16 protein-coding genes and 2 tRNA genes are annotated in these 17,119 nt (G+C 52.5%); 5 read left to right on the top strand and 13 right to left on the bottom strand.

What is annotated here, in order from left to right; all coding sequences use genetic code 11:
• The 3 genes from ACW8F6_RS05920 to ACW8F6_RS05910 all read right to left on the bottom strand — a co-directional run.
• Window positions 1-430, bottom strand: a 430-nt coding sequence (locus ACW8F6_RS05920) for a hypothetical protein (RefSeq protein WP_491574929.1), incomplete at its 3' end; no start/stop codon positions are given.
• 60 nt (window positions 431-490) lie between these two features.
• Window positions 491-736: a hypothetical protein gene (locus tag ACW8F6_RS05915; RefSeq protein WP_491574928.1), complete on the bottom strand. Its 246-nt coding sequence runs from the start codon at window positions 734-736 to the stop codon at window positions 491-493.
• Window positions 737-1,515: 779 nt separating this feature from the next.
• A complete protein-coding gene (locus tag ACW8F6_RS05910; protein WP_491574927.1) occupies window positions 1,516-1,983 on the bottom strand; it encodes a hypothetical protein in 468 nt (155 codons plus the stop codon).
• A 371-nt stretch (window positions 1,984-2,354) separates the two neighbouring features.
• Between ACW8F6_RS05910 and ACW8F6_RS05905 the strand changes: the two genes are divergently transcribed.
• Window positions 2,355-5,822 (top strand): chitinase C-terminal domain-containing protein, encoded by a 3,468-nt coding sequence (locus ACW8F6_RS05905; protein ID WP_491574926.1) that lies wholly within the window; start codon window positions 2,355-2,357, stop codon window positions 5,820-5,822.
• Between the two features lie 74 nt (window positions 5,823-5,896).
• Here the strand turns inward: ACW8F6_RS05905 and ACW8F6_RS05900 are convergent, their stop codons facing one another.
• The 10 genes from ACW8F6_RS05900 to thrS form a co-directional block, all read right to left on the bottom strand.
• A complete protein-coding gene (locus ACW8F6_RS05900; protein ID WP_491574925.1) occupies window positions 5,897-6,097 on the bottom strand; it encodes a DUF2788 domain-containing protein in 201 nt (66 codons plus the stop codon).
• Window positions 6,098-6,195: 98 nt separating this feature from the next.
• Window positions 6,196-6,272, bottom strand: a tRNA-Pro gene (locus tag ACW8F6_RS05895).
• Between the two features lie 95 nt (window positions 6,273-6,367).
• Complete coding sequence (locus ACW8F6_RS05890) at window positions 6,368-6,736, bottom strand: MerR family transcriptional regulator (protein ID WP_491574924.1); 369 nt, start codon at window positions 6,734-6,736, stop codon at window positions 6,368-6,370.
• Window positions 6,720-7,025: an integration host factor subunit alpha gene (ihfA, locus tag ACW8F6_RS05885; protein ID WP_491574923.1), complete on the bottom strand. Its 306-nt coding sequence runs from the start codon at window positions 7,023-7,025 to the stop codon at window positions 6,720-6,722. The genes ACW8F6_RS05890 and ihfA overlap by 17 nt, the downstream gene beginning before the upstream one ends.
• 24 nt (window positions 7,026-7,049) lie before the next feature.
• A complete protein-coding gene (gene pheT, locus ACW8F6_RS05880) occupies window positions 7,050-9,431 on the bottom strand; it encodes a phenylalanine--tRNA ligase subunit beta (protein ID WP_491574922.1) in 2,382 nt (793 codons plus the stop codon).
• A gap of 66 nt (window positions 9,432-9,497) precedes the next feature.
• The gene (gene pheS, locus ACW8F6_RS05875) at window positions 9,498-10,511 is read right to left on the bottom strand and encodes a phenylalanine--tRNA ligase subunit alpha (protein WP_491574921.1); all 1,014 of its coding nucleotides are present in this window, start codon (window positions 10,509-10,511) and stop codon (window positions 9,498-9,500) included.
• Window positions 10,512-10,692: 181 nt separating this feature from the next.
• On the bottom strand, window positions 10,693-11,049 hold the full coding sequence (gene rplT, locus ACW8F6_RS05870) for a 50S ribosomal protein L20 (protein ID WP_253361604.1): 357 nt from the start codon (window positions 11,047-11,049) through the stop codon (window positions 10,693-10,695).
• Between the two features lie 31 nt (window positions 11,050-11,080).
• Window positions 11,081-11,275: a 50S ribosomal protein L35 gene (gene rpmI / locus ACW8F6_RS05865; RefSeq protein WP_491574920.1), complete on the bottom strand. Its 195-nt coding sequence runs from the start codon at window positions 11,273-11,275 to the stop codon at window positions 11,081-11,083.
• A gap of 62 nt (window positions 11,276-11,337) precedes the next feature.
• Window positions 11,338-11,880 (bottom strand): translation initiation factor IF-3, encoded by a 543-nt coding sequence (gene infC, locus ACW8F6_RS05860; RefSeq protein ID WP_491574930.1) that lies wholly within the window; start codon window positions 11,878-11,880, stop codon window positions 11,338-11,340.
• A gap of 106 nt (window positions 11,881-11,986) precedes the next feature.
• Window positions 11,987-13,903: a threonine--tRNA ligase gene (gene thrS / locus ACW8F6_RS05855; RefSeq protein WP_491574919.1), complete on the bottom strand. Its 1,917-nt coding sequence runs from the start codon at window positions 13,901-13,903 to the stop codon at window positions 11,987-11,989.
• Window positions 13,904-14,119: 216 nt separating this feature from the next.
• Between thrS and ACW8F6_RS05850 the strand changes: the two genes are divergently transcribed.
• The 4 genes from ACW8F6_RS05850 to ACW8F6_RS05835 form a co-directional block, all read left to right on the top strand.
• Window positions 14,120-14,196: transfer RNA gene (locus ACW8F6_RS05850), tRNA-Val, on the top strand.
• A 444-nt stretch (window positions 14,197-14,640) separates the two neighbouring features.
• A complete protein-coding gene (locus tag ACW8F6_RS05845; protein WP_491574918.1) occupies window positions 14,641-15,570 on the top strand; it encodes an NAD-dependent epimerase/dehydratase family protein in 930 nt (309 codons plus the stop codon).
• Window positions 15,488-16,585 (top strand): MraY family glycosyltransferase, encoded by a 1,098-nt coding sequence (locus ACW8F6_RS05840; RefSeq protein ID WP_491574917.1) that lies wholly within the window; start codon window positions 15,488-15,490, stop codon window positions 16,583-16,585. Before ACW8F6_RS05845 ends, ACW8F6_RS05840 begins: the two co-directional genes overlap by 83 nt.
• Window positions 16,586-16,599: 14 nt before the next feature.
• The coding region (locus ACW8F6_RS05835; RefSeq protein ID WP_491574916.1) for a nucleoside-diphosphate sugar epimerase/dehydratase at window positions 16,600-17,119 on the top strand (520 nt) is incomplete at its 3' end.

Here is a 17,119-nt window from a genome sequence, read left to right as displayed (position 1 = left end):
GCCGTTTAGGCTTTTGACTTATGTCGATACCATACTTGAGCAAAATTTCACGGTGCCTGGCTATGGTGCTTTTAGTCCAGTTAGGGTCTACGTTGGTAAACCAAGATATTGCCGTACGTGAAACATTTACTGACTCAGATTGCATTATGCGATTAACGATTGATCTGGGGTGATCGTCCGGGTAGACCGGATCAGGTACCTCTACATAGCGTTTGATTTCATCAAGTACCAATCGATAGCGATCGGCATGTTTCCACGATGCATAAAACGCGCGGGCCTGGTCTGGCGTTTCAAATTGTGCGGCAGTATTGAACGTGCAAAGCCGCTTATTCTTGGATAAATAAGCACCCTCTTCTGACCAGAATCTAGATAGATGATCGCCATTTAAATCGCGGATGGATAGTAGAAAACGTGAGCGGCGTACCAACACGGTGGCTGACTCCCCTGTCCAAAATTTTGGATCATACAGGAGAGTCAGAAAAAAATGGAATCACATAGCGAGCTGGAGTGCGGAGGAATACGACAGTTCTTCCATGTGATAATAGGCTGGATCACCCCCCTCCCCCTGCAGCAGTAATTCAGGTGGCGTTGTCTCATTGATCACTACGGCGGCAACGCGTGCATTGCCAATGGTCTTGAACATTGGGTGACTGGGATTTTTCTGTTCAAAAAAGTACGTCTTTGACATCATTGCCAAAGCGCGACTATCTAATGAAGCTTTCGAAACGTTACTCATGATAAGACCTCTTTTGGTTAATTATTTCATAACGAGGGTTACGAAATTCATCGGTAAAAAATCAGCCCTTTCTCATAACATTTGGGGTGCCAGTCTCGCAACTGGGTCATCTGAAAATAATTTCAATCAAAAAAACTTATTTACCAGTTCGCCATGCAAAGCTCGCCATGTAATCAGACCATGGGGAGATCAAAATGGGTAAGTTGAGCGAAATTTGGGAATGGCTAAGGCGTGCTAAGGATGCGGCAGTGATGGTTATGATCGCTATCAGCATCTGGGAACGGATAAAGCAGTTGATTGAGATGCTCGAATAGCGCCTTTTACCGCAGGACTTTGCGGTAATGTACGGGTGTAACTAGTACCCGTACAGGTTCCGAGCGGGGCGCCAGCGGTGCCCTGCCCGGCTTTTGCCTGCCGCTACGGAGGACAACGCCAAGCGGTCAAGCAGAGCTTGTCCGGTGTCGTCGTCCGGTGCTCGCCAACATGCAATGCCAGGTGATTGAATTTCTGAAGCCAGTAAATACGGGGCTTGTAGAGGGGCGATCAAGGCGTTGTTGCATTTGTAGGGGGTATGACTGGCGTCAACCCCCCGCATAATGTGCGTTATGTGTAAATTGCCAGCCGCCAGCTACTGGCGGCTTTAGTTTGCCATCCGCTGGCGGCTGACAACCAAAAGGCCCCTGTGCGCTGTTAGCGTCACACAGGGGCCTTTTTTTCAACATCAACGCAGGGATTTATGCGAAATGTTACGTTATTCGGTGGTGGGCTTCTGTGGCGGTTTAATTGGCTGCCAATGAAGCGCGCTGGCCATCGTTGACCTTGCCCCAGCTATCGACTGGCCACGGACGCACGACGATCTCTATGTCGTTCTTTTGCATCTGGAGCCCGTAAGGCATGATCGCCGACCGCCAACCAAGGGACCGCAGCGCGGCCAAGTCGTACACGTCTTTGACGTGCAACGTGCTGTCGATAACTTCCACTTGGCCCAAGACCTTTAGCTTGCCATTAAACGTACCGTGAACGAAGCCGGACAACCGTAAATCGTAGGTGTCGGATGCCTCATGGAATACGTCGAGGTATTTCTTTTTGGGCGACTCTGGCGGCGGCGGTTTTGGCGTTGGCGCAGGCTTAGGCGTATAGGTGTCGGTTTTGTTCTGCGGAGCCTTGGCGGCTGCTGGCTTCTGGGGTTTCGGCTGCGCCGAATAGCCAGAATCAGCACCGCCGAAAAAGTCTGGTAAGGTGCCCAAGGCATGATGGTTGCAGCCGTAAACGCCTTAAGTTAATGCGCTTTCCCAAGACTGGATGCCGCATAATGGCAATTTAGTCCCCACTGTAATGGCAAACGATTACTTCACACCCTACTTTAATTAAATTACTCAACCCTCTGTTTTTGTTATCAACTCCTTAATTAAAGTTGACTCACAACGACACCCTTAGATTTGAACAATATCGCAGCCTCAATCTGACAACGTTGTCATATCTTTGTCATTATGATACAACGTTGTCATTCTGTGGATGTGTACCCCACTCAATACCCCTGTGTATTTGTCGCCGGCGTGCCGTTTTCAGATGTGTGATGTACCAGAAAATCAAAACAATAACCAAGAGGTGTAACACGATGTTTAAACGCTCCCAAATCGGGCTGGGCGTTGCTATGGCTTTTGCGGTGGCTAGTTCACCCAGCCATGCGGCGGCACCGGCCAAACCCAATATCGCCTGGATGCCCAGCAGTTATGAAAGCGGTAACGGCATTACCGTTCACTGGGATATGTGGTGGGGAACTAACGGCACGCAATGGACGCTGTTTAACAATGGTGCAGTTCAATGTGAAGGCCAGCTCACAGCCAATGGGCAAAATCAACAAAGCGCCGAGTGCGTAAGCAACTACCCTGCCGGCAGTAACCAGTTACAAGTTTCGCTGTGCAATACCGATGGTTGTACCACCAGCAATACCGTCACCATCCAGGTAACCCAAGGTGGCACGACAAACGAAGCCCCTAGCGTTAATCACACGGCGCCCACCAGCGCCACTGAAGGCGATACCATCAACATCTCTGCCACATCCAGCGATACAGACGGCACCGTGGCGCAAGTTGCTTTTTATGTTGATGGCCAATTAATCAGCACCGATACCAGTGCACCTTATACAGCGCAATGGCAGGCAACCGCCGGTAATCACAGCATCCATGCAGTGGCCACCGATAACCAAGGCGCCACCACACAGACAGCTGCAACCAGCGTGTCGGTGACCGCGCTGCCAAACAATGCGCCGAGCATCAGTGTGTCCGCAGTGCCCGCCAATTTAATGGAAGGCCAGCAAACACAATTCAGCGCCAGCGCCAGCGACTCGGATGGCCAGGTAACGGCCGTGCGTTTTTATTTAAATAACAATTTACTGTCTACCGACAATGTGGCGCCCTTTGAAGCCAGCTGGCAAGCCAGTGCGGGCAATCATACGCTGTACGCCATTGCCGTGGACAATGACAGCGCAGAAACCCAAAGCACCAGCCAGGCCTTTACTGTTGCCGCCGATTCCAACGATGCACCCAACGTCACCCTGGCACCAGTTGCCGACGGTGTAATTGCAGGCGATCAGGTTGCGCTCTCTGCCACCGCCACAGATTCAGATGGCTCGGTGAGCAAGGTGGAGTTTTACGTAGACAATCAGCTACTGAGCACCGACACCAGCCTGCCGTACGAGGCTAGTTGGACAGCCGCTGCTGGTAATCACACGTTAAAAGCTGTGGCGTTCGACAATCAAAACAAAACGGCCGAGGCGTCACAAAGCGTGAACGTGCAAAATGACGGCTCCGTCAATCACGCCGATTGTCGTCCCGATGGTTTGTATGCTACACCCGGTATCGATGTGCCCTACTGCACCGTGTACGACACCGACGGCCGCGAGCTGATGGGCAGTGCTACTCGCCGCGTTATTGGCTACTTTACCAGCTGGCGTACCGGTAATAACGGCCCCGCCTATCTCGCGCATCAAATACCTTGGGATAAACTCACCCACATCAACTATGCCTTTGCGCATGTCAACAGCAACAATGAAGTGTCGGTTGGCGCCGATGCACCCACCAATCCGGCCACCGGTATGGAATGGCCCGGCGTTACCGGTGCAGAAATGGACCCCACCCTGCCCTACAAAGGCCACTTTAATCTGCTGAATAAATACAAAAAGCAGTATCCGCACGTTAAGACCTTAGTGTCTATCGGCGGCTGGGCCGAGACTGGCGGGTATTTTGAAGGCGATGGCCGCGTGGCTTCGGGTGGCTTTTACACCATGACCACAAACAGCGATGGCTCGGTAAACACTGCGGGCATCAATACCTTTGCAGACTCGGTCGTTAATTTCCTGCGCACTTACGGCTTTGACGGTGCAGACATAGACTACGAATACCCAACGTCTATGAACGATGCCGGCAATCCCTTGGATTTTCATATTTCCAATGCCATGCGCGGCGGTTTAAATGCCTCTTATAATGTGCTGATGAAAACCCTGCGCGAAAAACTGGATGCTGCCGGTGCCGCTGATGGAAAGCATTATATGCTGACCATTGCATCGCCCTCTTCCGGCTATCTGTTGCGCGGTATGGAAGCCTTTAAGTCGGTGCAGTACTTGGATTACGTGAATATCATGTCTTACGATCTTCACGGCTCCTGGAATCAGTTCGTTGGGCCCAATGCACCACTGTTTGATAACGGCGAAGATTCCGAGCTGATTAAATGGAATGCCTACGGCGGCCAGTACAAAAATGTTGGCTATTTAAATACCGACTGGGCCTACCATTATTTCCGCGGCTCTATGCCCGCAGGCCGAATTAACATCGGTGTGCCCTACTACACCCGCGGCTGGCAGGGCGTTGAAGGTGGCACAAATGGATTATGGGGCGAGGCGTCGCTGCCCAATCAGGGCGAATGCCCGCCGGGTACCGGTGAAGGCGAAACCAACAAGTGCGGATTTGGCGCCATTGGTATCGACAATTTGTGGCACGACAAAAATGAAATGGGCGATGAACTCGGTGCGGGCTCCAACCCCATGTGGCACGCTAAAAACCTTGAAAACGGTATATTGGGTAGCTACCTAACCAGCTACGGGTTAGATCCAGTCAACAACCCTTATCACCAATTGCAGGGCACTTACGTGCGCCACTACAACAGCACACTGGTTGCCCCTTGGTTGTGGAATGCCGAGAAAAAAGTTTTCATCTCCACTGAAGACGAGCAGTCCATCAACCGCAAAGCAGACTATGTGGTTGAACAGGGCATTGGCGGCATCATGTTCTGGGAGCTGGCGGGCGATTACCGTTTTAACGCGGATGCTGGCGAATACGAAATGGGCCACACGCTGACCAGTGCCATTGCCAGTAAATTTGCCAACGCACCCAAGTACGGCAATCAACGGGCGGAAGTGGCATTGCCAACAGAACAGTTAGATATCAGCTTTGATCTGACGAACTTTGCGCTGGGCGATTCTAACTACCCCATCACGCCAGACCTTATTATCACCAACAACTCGGGCGTGGATTTGCCGGGTGGCACAGAGTTCTACTTCGATGTGGCCACCTCTGCGCCGGACAATGTTGCCGATCAAAGTGCAGCGGGACTCACGGTGGTGGTAAACGGTTCTAATGCCGCCGGTAACAACATTGGCGGCCTGGAAAATAATTTCCACCGCGTGAAAATTGCCACGCCCAATTATTTGACGGTGAAGCACGGCGAATCTTGGAAGGTGGTGATGAAGTACTACTTGCCCATTTCCCTACCTTCTAACTGGGAGGTGAAAATTGGCAGCCAGGCCTTTGCGCTAAAACAGGAGTACCCAAATCTGCCGGCCGGCACCGTTGACGGCGGTACTGGTGGTGGCGACGGCGGTACAGGCTCCGGTGATTGCGCAGCGCAAAACATTGAGCCCGCCAGTTACCCTGCCTACCCCAACTTTCCACAAAAAGACTGGGCGGGCAATCCGTCTCACGCCAATGGCGGCGACCGCATGCGCCACAACAGCGCGGTCTATCAAGCCAAGTGGTGGACGGCGAGCGAGCCTGGCACCAGCGATTGGGACTTGGTGTGCGGCTTTTAATCGAACGCACCACCTAACGAATGGTTGCGCGCACTAAGCGCAGCCTTAAAAAACGGGGCTCAGGCCCCGTTTTTTTATTGGGCTAACACTTCGACTAAGATGGCCTTGATAATAAAGCCCGCCATGCAAAGCCCCAGTACAATGAACAAGATCACTGTGCCAAAACGGCCGGCTTTTGACGCCTTTGCCAAGTCCCAAACGATAAAGCCCATAAATCCCATCAGCAGAGATATGCCAATATAAAGAGACAGGGTTTCAAACAGTTCGATATCCACGGCAAGGCTCCTTAGCGCTCGTCAAACTTACAGGCAAAAAAAAGCCCGGGACTAGCCCAGGCTTTTTATCGGACAAGTGGGGGACTTGTCACTTTGTATGGTCGGAACGGCGGGATTTGAACCCACGACCCCTACACCCCCAGTATAGTGCGCTACCAGACTGCGCTACGCTCCGAGATCAGCTAAACCGTTGATTTGAAAAAGTAATTTCTTCAACTGCCCAACCGAGAGGCGGCATAATACCGCTTTCTGCCAATATTGCAAGCCTTTTCAAGGCTTTAGAACTAACAACAACTCTTCCAGTTCGGCAATCATTTGTTTGATGACATCGCCAAACTTGCTATCGGCCACTTCAGTCGAAGCGGCAGGTGTGTCACCGGTCATTTGCTGGCGTGCGCCACCAATGGTGAACCCCTGATCATAAAGCAAGGAGCGAATTTGACGGATAGTCAGTACATCTTCGCGTTGGTAGTAGCGGCGATTACCGCGGCGCTTTACCGGGTTTAGCTGGGGAAATTCCTGTTCCCAATAGCGCAAGACGTGTGGCTTTACCGCGCACAACTCGCTCACTTCGCCAATGGTAAAGTAACGCTTACCCGGTATGACCGGTAATTCATCGTTATTACTTGGTTCGAGCATGTTCCTCTACTCTTGCCTTTAGCTTTTGGCCGGGGCGAAAGGTCACCACGCGACGGGCTGTAATAGGGATTTCTTCCCCAGTTTTTGGGTTGCGGCCGGGGCGCTGGCTCTTGTCACGCAAGTCGAAGTTACCGAAACCCGATAACTTCACTTGCTCGTTAGTTTCCAGTGCATGGCGGATTTCTTCAAAGAAAGACTCTACTAACTCTTTGGCTTCACGTTTGTTTAAGCCCAGTTGTTCGTACAGCTTTTCGGCCAGATCAGCTTTAGTTAAAGCTCCGTCTGACATAGTCACCCCTTATGCTGTGCCCTCTTACCTCAAGGTCGCGTTATACGTGGCCTCCAGATGCGCAACGACGGCTGCGATGGAAGCGTTGATCTCATCGTCGTTAAGAGTGCGGGATGGATGCTGATACGTCAAGCCCAGCCCAACACTTTTTCTATGTGGATCAATACCTTTGCCGCTATATACGTCAAATACCTTTAACTTAATAAGGTGCTCTCCAGCCGCTGCTTTTACTGCATTTTGGAGAGTTTCTGCCGCCACGCTTTGGTCTACCAGCACGGCCAGATCGCGCCGAACCTCTGGGTAGCGGGATACCGGTGTAAACCGCGGCATACGCCCTGCTTGCAACGCCGCAAGGGAGACCTCAAACACAAACGCCGGGCTATCCAGATCCAGCGCTTGCTGGGTACTGGGGTGCAAGGCGCCCACAATACCCACGGGTTCACCACCTTTTAGCAAAACGGCTGTTTGGCCCGGGTGCAAGGCGGGATGCTGACCCGGCTCAAAGCGGCAGTCGCGGTCGGCACCGGCCGCTGCCAGCAAGCGCTCTAAATCGCCTTTAATATCGTAGAAATCAACCTTATCTTTGCCGTGAACCCAGGATTCAGGCGCGCGATCGCCGTAGATTAGTCCAGCCAGCTTAGCCTCCTGTGTCAAGCCCGCCGGGCCAGTACCGCCGGGTACGAAGGTGAGCCCCGTTTCAAACAGGCGGGCGCGGGTTTGCTGGCGGTTAACGTTGTACTGCAAGGTAGCCGCCAGACCGGGCAACAAGCTGGTGCGCATTACGCTCATATCGGCACTAATGGGGTTCATAAGCGACACGGCGGCTGTATCGGGATCAAACAGCTGCTGCAACTTTGGCTCAACAAAGCTATAGGTAATCGCTTCTTGATAACCCAACGCAATAAGCGTGCGCTGCAAGGTGCCGAGCGGCGTTTCGGCCTCGGGCACCGGCAATACCGGCAAGTCGGCGTGCATGTTGGTGACTGGCAGATTGTTGTAGCCATAGATGCGCGCCAGCTCTTCCAGCAAATCGGCTTCGATGGCGATATCGAACCGATGACTGGGCACCTTAAAGCGCCAACCGTCAGCCGTTTCAGCCTCTAGCGTTAACCCTAAGCGCGTTAATATATCCAGCACGCGAACGTCGTCGATGGCGAAACCCAAGCCTGCCTGTATGCGCTCCCGGCGCAGCACGACACGGCTCTCAGCGGGCAGGCTGTCGGGATTTTCTAATTCGATTACGGGGCCTGGCTCGCCCCCGGTGATCGCCAGCAAGAGCGCGGTAGCGCGCTCTATGGCCTTGCGCTGCAAGCGGTAGTCCACACCGCGCTCAAATCGGTGCGAAGAATCTGTGTGCAAACCGTAGCTGCGCGCTTTACCGGCAATCATTTCCGGCGTGAAAAACGCACTTTCAAACAGGATGTCGCGGGTTTGGTCGGTCACAGCAGAAGCCAAGCCACCCATCACGCCGGCGATGGCTAAGGGACCCGAATCATCGGCAATGACCAGGGTGTCATCTTTCAATGTCACATCTTGACCATCGAGCAGGGTCAGCGCTTCGTTGGTTTGAGCCTGGCGCACCTGAATACCGCCGCTGAGCTTTGCCAAATCAAAAGCGTGCATGGGCTGCCCCAATTCCAGCAACACATAGTTGGTCACATCCACCACGGCGTCGATACTGCGCAGGCCAGCGCGACGCAGCCGCTCTTGCAGCCACAGAGGCGACGGCTTAGTAACGTCTATATTGCGCACCACGCGGGCGCAATAGCGACCGCAGCCGCTGCCAAGCTGCACGGGTAAGCTATCGTCGATTACTGCGGGCACGGCCTCAATAGCAGGCTCTACCACCGGTACGCTGTTTAGCACGCCCACTTCGCGGGCAATGCCGGCAAGGCCCAAGCAGTCGGCGCGGTTTGGTGTGAGGTCCACTTCAATAATCCTATCGTTTAGCGACAGGTATTCGCGCAGGTCTTGGCCAGTTGTGGCGTCGACCGGCAACTCCCACAGGCCGCTGTCGTCATCGCCGGCCTGCAATTCAGTTTGTGCACACAGCATGCCGAAAGATTCAACGCCGCGCAGCTTCGCCTTTTTGATTTTAAAATCACCGGGCAATACTGCGCCTACGGTGGCAAAGGGCACCTTAATACCCTGGCGTGCATTGGGCGCGCCGCACACCACTTGGGTCAGCGTGTCGGCGATACCCGCCACATGGCACACGCGCAGTTTGTCGGCGTCGGGATGTGGTGCGACCTCAACAATTTCGCCCACAATAACGCCCGAAAACTCGCCGGCAACGGCTTCGATGCCGTCCACTTCCAGCCCAGCCATTGTCAGCTGTTCACATAGCTCGGCGGTAGACACTTGCGGGTTAACCCATTCCCGCAGCCAGGATTCACTGATTTTCATAAGTCAAAATCTGTCCAAATTTGAGTGGCGCCGCAGACACCTGCGGCCTAACCGTCGTGAAACTGTTTAAAATTGCCCAAGGAATTTCAGATCGTTCTCGAAGAACAGGCGCAGGTCGTTTACGCCATAGCGCAGCATGGCCAATCGTTCAACGCCCATCCCAAAGGCAAAACCCGAATAGGTTTCAGGATCTACGCCGCTGGCGCTAAAGACGTTGGGGTGCACCATCCCGCAACCCATAATTTCCAACCAGCCACTTTGCTTGCACACGCGGCAGCCTTTGCCGTGACACTGAGTACACTGAATGTCCACCTCGGCAGAGGGCTCGGTAAAGGGAAAGTACGAAGGGCGAAAGCGCACCGGCACGTCGGCCTCAAAAAACGCCTTTAAAAATTGATCCACCGTGCCTTTCAAATCGGCAAAGCTGATATTTTTATCGACCACCAAGCCTTCAACCTGGTGAAACATAGGCGTGTGGGTAATGTCAGAATCGCAACGATAAACGCGGCCAGGGCAGATCACCCGAATGGGCGGCGCTTGATTTTCCATGGTGCGCACCTGCACCGGTGATGTGTGGGTGCGCAGCACATGGCTTGCATCCACATAAAAAGTGTCGTGCATGGCGCGTGCCGGGTGGTGCGAGGGAATATTGAGCGCCTCAAAGTTGTGGTAGTCGTCTTCTACTTCAGGCCCCTCTTCCACCTGATAGCCAGCCTGTAAAAATATTTTGCTGATGCGCTCGAGTGTACGGGTGACCGGGTGAAGACCGCCCGCCTGCTGACCGCGCCCCGATAGAGTAACATCGATGGTTTCGCTTGCTAAGCGTGCATTAATTGCAGCCGCTTCCAGCGCTGCACGCTTGTCGTTAAGGGAATTTTGAACCTGCTCTTTGGCCTTGTTAATTTCTGCTCCCGCCGCAGGCCGCTCTTCAGCGCTTAATTTACCCAGGCCTTTAAGCAGTGCAGTAATTTTGCCCTTTTTACCCAAATATTCTACGCGCACGTAATCTAGCGCGGCCAAGTCTTCGGCTTTGGCAACCAGCTCAAGCGCTTCTTCTGTGAGCGCGACCAGGTTTTCCATTCATATTCTCCGCTGATCAGCTTTTATGATCGGGCACTTTGCCTGTGCAAAATGCTGCTGTTGTTAGTGGCCACATTCTGTGACGCTGCAGGCTTGCCCTGCTCGTTAAACAAAAAAGGGAAGAGGCACTGGCCCCTTCCCTTTTGAAACACAATGGGGCTTGCGCCCCCTATCGTGCGACTTAAGCCAGAGCTGCTTTAGCCTTTTCCACGATAGTTGCAAAGGTCGCTTTGTCGTGAACGGCGATATCAGCCAACACACGACGATCCAATGCAATGTTTGCTTTCTTAAGGCCGGCGATCAGCTTGCTGTAGCTCAAACCTTCAGCGCGCGACTGCGCGTTGATACGGGTGATCCACAGTGCGCGGAAGTTACGCTTCTTAACCTTGCGGTCGCGGTAAGCGTACTGACCAGCTTTAATAACAGCCTGCTTGGCTACGCGGAATACACGTGAACGTGCACCGTAGTAACCTTTTGCGGCCTTCAGAACTTTTTTGTGGCTACGACGCGCCACTACACCACGTTTAACACGGGCCATACTTCAATCCTCTACTTAAGGTTACTGCCAATTACTTGGCGCGGAACATACGATCAACCAGTACAACATTATCCTTATCCAGGATATCGGTACCGCGCAGGTGACGCTTGCGCTTGGTGGTCATCTTAGTGAGGATGTGACTACGGTTAGCGTGCTTGTGCTTGTAACCAGCGCCTGTCTTTTTAAAGCGCTTAGCAGCACCACTGTGTACTTTAGCTTTTGCCATAATAAAACACTCCGCATTTGCGAGTTAAATAATATAAGTAACAAGGCAGCTAAAAAGCCCGGCTACTTCTTCTTTTTGGGAGAGAGAACCATCATCAGCTGCCGACCTTCCATTTTCGGATGCTGCTCGACGACACCGTATTCCGCCAGATCATTTTCAATGCGTTTCAGCATCTCCATGCCCAGCTCTTGGTGCGCCATCTCTCGGCCGCGGAATCGCAAGGACACCTTGGCTTTATCCCCATCTTCAAGGAAACGTATCAGGTTGCGTAGTTTTACCTGATAGTCACCTACGTCCGTCCCTGGGCGAATTTTGATTTCTTTAATTTGCTGTTGTTTCTGCTTCTTCTTGGCAGCAGCCTTGGCCTTTTTGGCCTCAAACACTTCCTTGCCGTAGTCTAGAATCTTACATACTATCGGCTCGGCATCGGGCGCGATTTCAACCAGATCCAGCGATGCAGCCTGTGCTGCAGCCAGTGCTTCTGCGATGGTGACAATACCCACCTGCTCGCCATCGGCACCAATCAAGCGAACTTCGCTCGCTTCGATCTGTTCATTAATACGGGCTTTCTTTGATTTACCGCTCTTCGCGCTATCTCGTTTGATGGCTAATGCCTCCTTTCTAGTTACCCAATATTGGGCTACAACAGCAAAAGATTACTGAGTCTGCGGCGGCCTTCCCCAAAGTTGACCGCCCAGATACCCAGTAATCTTATGAAACGCTCTTTTTCGCTATCTCAGCATGTAAGCGTTCTGCCAGTTCGTCCACCGTCATGGCGCCCAGATCTTCCCCGTTACGGTTACGCACCGTAATTTTACCGGTTTCCATCTCTTTATCGCCGACGACCAGCAGGTAGGGAACCCGCTGAATGGTGTGCTCGCGGATTTTAAAGCCGATCTTCTCGTTTCTCAAGTCCGAAAACGCTCTGAAGCCTTTGTTTTTCAAGGATTCTTCGATTTTCTTCACATATTCGGCCTGATTGTCCGTAATATTCAGAATCGCCACCTGCTCCGGTGCCAGCCAGAGTGGAAATGCGCCCTCGTAGTTTTCGATCAGAATCCCGATAAAACGCTCGAATGAGCCTAAAATCGCCCGGTGCAACATGACCGGCACCTGGCGCGAGCCGTCTTCGGCCACAAACTGCGCCCCCAGCCGGCCCGGCATGGAGAAGTCCACCTGAATGGTACCGCATTGCCAAACTCGACCCAGGCAATCCTTCAGCGAGAACTCAATTTTCGGACCGTAAAAGGCCCCTTCACCCGGCAGCAAACTGTACTCCAGCCCCTTAGCTTCTAACGCGTCGGCCAGGGCCTGCTCGGCTTTATCCCAGACCTCATCGCTGCCCACCCGCTGCTCTGGGCGCGTAGAAAGCCGAATAATGACATCGTTAAAGCCAAAATCTGCATACACTTTGTAGAGAAGATCGGTGAAAATGCTGACTTCTTCCTGGATCTGCTCTTCTGAGCAGAATATGTGCGCATCGTCCTGGGTAAAGGCCCGCACCCGCATCAACCCCTGCAGCGTGCCGGAAGCCTCATTGCGGTGGCAGCTGCCAAACTCAGCCAGCCGAATGGGCAGCTCTTTATAGCTTTTCAGCCCCTGGTTAAAGACCTGTATGTGGCAGGGGCAGTTCATGGGCTTAACGGCGTAATCGCGAGCCTCTGACTCAACGGTAAACATGTTGTCGCGGAATTTGTCCCAGTGCCCAGAACGCTCCCACAGGCTGCGATCAACCACCTGGGGCGTCTTGATTTCCTGGTAGCCATTGTCGCGCTGCACTTTGCGCATGTACTCTTCCACGGCGGTATAAATAGCCCAGCCACGCGGGTGCCAAAACACCATACCAGGCGCCTCTTCCTGAATATGGAAAAAATCGTACTTTTTGCCGAGCTTGCGGTGATCGCGTTTGACCGCCTCTTCTAAAAAACTCAGATGCGCCTTTAGGGCTTTTTTATCGCCAAAGGCGGTGCCGTAGATACGCTGCAACATCTTGTTATCTGAGTCGCCTCGCCAGTAGGCACCCGAAACCCGCATCAGCTTGAAATGCTGGCAAAAACGCATATTGGGTACGTGCGGCCCACGGCACATATCGACGTATTCTTCGTGATGATAGAGCCCGGGGCGGTCGTCTTTCGGAATATCGCGCTCGAGAATTTCCAGCTTGTAGGGCTCACCGCGAGTCTGGAAAGCAGCCACCGCCTCATCCCAGCTAACCTTCTTCTTAACCACGTCGTATTCGGTTTTGGCCAGCTCCAACATGCGCGCCTCCAGGCGCTCCACATCTTCGTCTGTCAGCGAGTGATCTAGGTCAACGTCGTAGTAAAAGCCATTTTCGATGGTGGGCCCAATGGCCATCTTGGCATCGGGCCAAAGCTGCTTGATGGCATGACCCAAGAGGTGCGCGCAGGAATGGCGGATAATCTCCAGACCATCTTCATCGCGGGCGGTGATGATTTCCAGCTTGGCGTCAGCCTCTATAAGGTCAGAAGCATCAACCCGCTCGCCGTTTACACGGCCGGCAATGGTGGCCTTGGCCAACCCTGGGCCAATGTCAGCCGCCACGTCGTAAACAGACACAGCATGGTCAAAACGGCGCTCAGAGCCATCGGGAAGCGTAATAACAGGCATTGTTGTTTCCTGAATCCAGTGGTGACCCCTACCAAAGGCCACGTGTAAAGAAGGCAGCGTACTGCCGGCGAGAGGACGTATTATAGGGAGTAAGCCCTAAAGGGCAACCACACCCCTAGCTTTTTGTGACCCAAAAGCGCCATTAATCCACAGCATAAAAAACCCCACTAACCTATTGATAGATATAAACCTTGTTGGTAGAGTACGCGCCTCTTCAGGACTATAGCTCAGTTGGTTAGAGCGCTACCTTGACATGGTAGAGGTCTCCAGTTCGAATCTGGATAGTCCTACCAAGATTTAATAAAAAGGCTGACCGAGAAGGTCGGCCTTTTTTATTGCGCTGCGATAGCTGCAGAACTGGACAGTTCGGCCCGCGAAGGCAGCAATCAAAGGGCGCGCATCTGGGTAGCCCTACCAAGATTCCAATAAAAATGCCGGCCGATAAGATTAGTCTTTTGGGGGGCGGCTACACAGTCGACGAACAGGACCGCTCAATGCAAAAGGCGCAACCAGTGCCCGCACGCCTGGATAGCCCAACCAAGCTTTTAGCAAGAAATGCTGGTCTGTTCGGTTAGTACTTTTATCTCGATACTGAGCCATAACCGACAGTACACCCATTGCTCAAATCCACCCAAACGATAGCCCCCAAACCAAACCATCCACTTGTTAATACTCGGTTCTGCCCCCATTGGAATTCCAGTACAATAGGCCAACTTTTTGAACAATGGTCCCCATTAATGCGGGTTGCAATTACCGGTGCCAACGGCTTCGTTGGGCAATATTTAGCCAAATATTTCGCGCAGCGCGACATCGCCGTGCGTGCACTAGTGCGCCGTCCCCTATCAAGCCCAATCGATATACTGGTTGTGGATTTCAACGATAAAAACACTCTTGCAAACGCCTTGTCCCAATGTGATGCGGTGATACACCTTGCCGCTAAAACGCACGGAAAAGGAGCCAATAGCTGGGAAGATTTTTTGGCAACCAACGTTCTGCTATCCAAAAAGGTAGCACAGGCCGCCATAGAGGCGGGTGTTGGACGATTTATCTACTACAGCAGCGTGAAAGTATTGGGCGAAGAAGCCACAGCGGAAAATCCATTCAACAACGATTCACTACCCTGCCCCCAAGATTTTTATGGCCGATCAAAATATATGGCTGAGCAGGCTTTGCAGGAAATATTTAGAGATAAACCCTGCACACTATTTGTCATACGCCCACCACTTATCTGGGGTGAGGCGCCCAAAGGCAACCTTGGCAAAGTCTTAAATCTTGCCAAACTAGGACTACCATTGCCTTTTGCGAACATTCACAATCAACGCCACTGGATATCACTGGAAAACCTGGCTGACTTTACCCAACATCTGCTAACTATGCCGGTTAGCGAAGGAGCTCACATCGTTCCCCCCATGCTGGTTTGTGACGCGCAAGCAAAAAGCACCAGCCAGGCAATTACAGACCTTCTCACCGCTGAACACCTAAAACCCAGGCTATTTTCGGTACCTAATCACGTCTGGGCAATAGCACGCAAAACACCTTTACTTAAAGCCACAGCTGCCAAAATCACGGGCTCACTGGTAGTTGATGCCAGTCAAACTTGGAAGTACACAGGTTGGCACCCCGAACCAAACACCATGCAAAAAACGGAGACTTCCCGTGCTAAGTGATTGGGAACTCAGCCCAGCGGCAGTAGCACTAGCCTGCACCTTAGGCGCAGTTATTAGTTTTGTGGTCGCCCTATACGTGAAAGATAAAGCGCGATTGGATATTCCAAATGAGCGCAGCTCGCACACCAAACCCACGCCCACTGGCGGCGGATTAGGCATAGCACTAAGCTTAATTTTGACCAGCTCAATGCTAGGTATTTTTTTCACGACGGCCTTTTTGGGTTTGGCCATTGGGCTGATTATTCTTGCCAGCCTTGGCTGGAAGGATGACAGCAGTCCTCTGAGCGCCCGCCTTCGACTCGCTGCCCAGCTTGTTGCAGTACTTTTTACCATTACCCCTTGGCTACCTCTTTTACCAGTCAATCCTTGGTTTTGGCCCGCTATCGCCATCGCCCTACTCTGGCTGATAAACCTATACAACTTTATGGATGGCACCGACGGAATAGCCAGCGTTCAAACACTGCTATTTATACTGGGGGCGCTTGCCATCCAGTCCGCCACATTTACTACACCGCAAGGCCTACTGCTGATGGTTATGGGGGCAACAACTGCCGGCTTTCTGCTGCTTAACTGGCCGCCAGCAAAAATCTTTATGGGCGACGTTGGCAGCACCACCCTGGGGCTGACTATTGGCACCTATGTATTGTTTTCGACAGAAAGCCTCAATGCACTGGCCGCTATGGCCATACTCCTCGCAGGCTTTCTGGTCGATGCCAGCTGGACTTTGACGCAAAGGCTCGTTTCGGGTCAAAAATTCTGGCAGGCGCATCGGCTTCACGCCTATCAAAAACTAACGGCTTTAAAAGGACACCATAAGCCTGTATTGCTCTATTACCTGGGCACTGGAGTTTTTATTCAGATACCCTTAGCGTATTATGCACTCCACGATACGGGCCACTCCTGGATTTTGGCCACTTGTACAGCTATAACTGTCCACGGTGCCTTTTGCTATAGCATGCGCGCCGGCCAGCTGCCCCCAAAAGCTGAACAAAAACTTAAAACCAGTCATCAGTAATAAGGAAGACACTGTTGCTCAACAAATTCCTAAGCTCTCCCAGATGGTTTAAACGTACAGCATCGGTTGCCTACGACCTGCTGGCTATCTACCTCTCCTTTATAGCGGCCTGGGCATTGCGCATAGGAAACATGGATTACGACTACTCGGGCAATGACCTAGTGGCATTAGCTGTAGCAGCAACGGCATCCGTCATAGTGTTTGTTCGCCTTGGACTCTATCGTGCAGTACTTCGGTACGTCACCCACCAAGCATTTGTCACCATCGCCCTAGGTGTATTTTTATCGGCGCTCGTTCTGGCCGCCACTAGCTTCATGCTGGGTGGAAAAATGCCTCGAAGCGTACCCATGATCTATGCAAGCATCGCATTCATCAGTATTGGTGCACCCCGCATTCTATTCAGAAGCTTGATCCACTGGTTAAATCCCGGAAGTAAAGAGCCGGTACTCATATACGGCGCCGGCGACAACGGCAGCCATCTCGCAGCTGCGCTACAGATGGGCTCAGAATACCACCCCGTTGCTTTTATTGACG

Source organism: Simiduia sp. (assembly GCF_058345725.1).
The sequence above is the reverse complement of the archived record's forward strand: the minus strand, read 5'-3'. Positions and strand labels throughout refer to the sequence as shown.

Bases quoted from the DNA above. Each gene is read 5' to 3' on its own strand.
- ACW8F6_RS05915 (WP_491574928.1), bottom strand. From the start codon at position 736: ATGAGTAACGTTTCGAAAGCTTCATTAGATAGTCGCGCTTTGGCAATG.
- ACW8F6_RS05905 (WP_491574926.1), top strand. From the start codon at position 2,355: ATGTTTAAACGCTCCCAAATCGGGCTGGGCGTTGCTATGGCTTTTGCG.
- ACW8F6_RS05890 (WP_491574924.1), bottom strand. From the start codon at position 6,736: ATGCTCGAACCAAGTAATAACGATGAATTACCGGTCATACCGGGTAAG.
- ihfA (WP_491574923.1), bottom strand. From the start codon at position 7,025: ATGTCAGACGGAGCTTTAACTAAAGCTGATCTGGCCGAAAAGCTGTAC.
- pheT (WP_491574922.1), bottom strand. From the start codon at position 9,431: ATGAAAATCAGTGAATCCTGGCTGCGGGAATGGGTTAACCCGCAAGTG.
- pheS (WP_491574921.1), bottom strand. From the start codon at position 10,511: ATGGAAAACCTGGTCGCGCTCACAGAAGAAGCGCTTGAGCTGGTTGCC.
- rplT (WP_253361604.1), bottom strand. From the start codon at position 11,049: ATGGCCCGTGTTAAACGTGGTGTAGTGGCGCGTCGTAGCCACAAAAAA.
- rpmI (WP_491574920.1), bottom strand. From the start codon at position 11,275: ATGGCAAAAGCTAAAGTACACAGTGGTGCTGCTAAGCGCTTTAAAAAG.
- thrS (WP_491574919.1), bottom strand. From the start codon at position 13,903: ATGCCTGTTATTACGCTTCCCGATGGCTCTGAGCGCCGTTTTGACCAT.
- ACW8F6_RS05845 (WP_491574918.1), top strand. From the start codon at position 14,641: ATGCGGGTTGCAATTACCGGTGCCAACGGCTTCGTTGGGCAATATTTA.
- ACW8F6_RS05840 (WP_491574917.1), top strand. From the start codon at position 15,488: ATGCCAGTCAAACTTGGAAGTACACAGGTTGGCACCCCGAACCAAACA.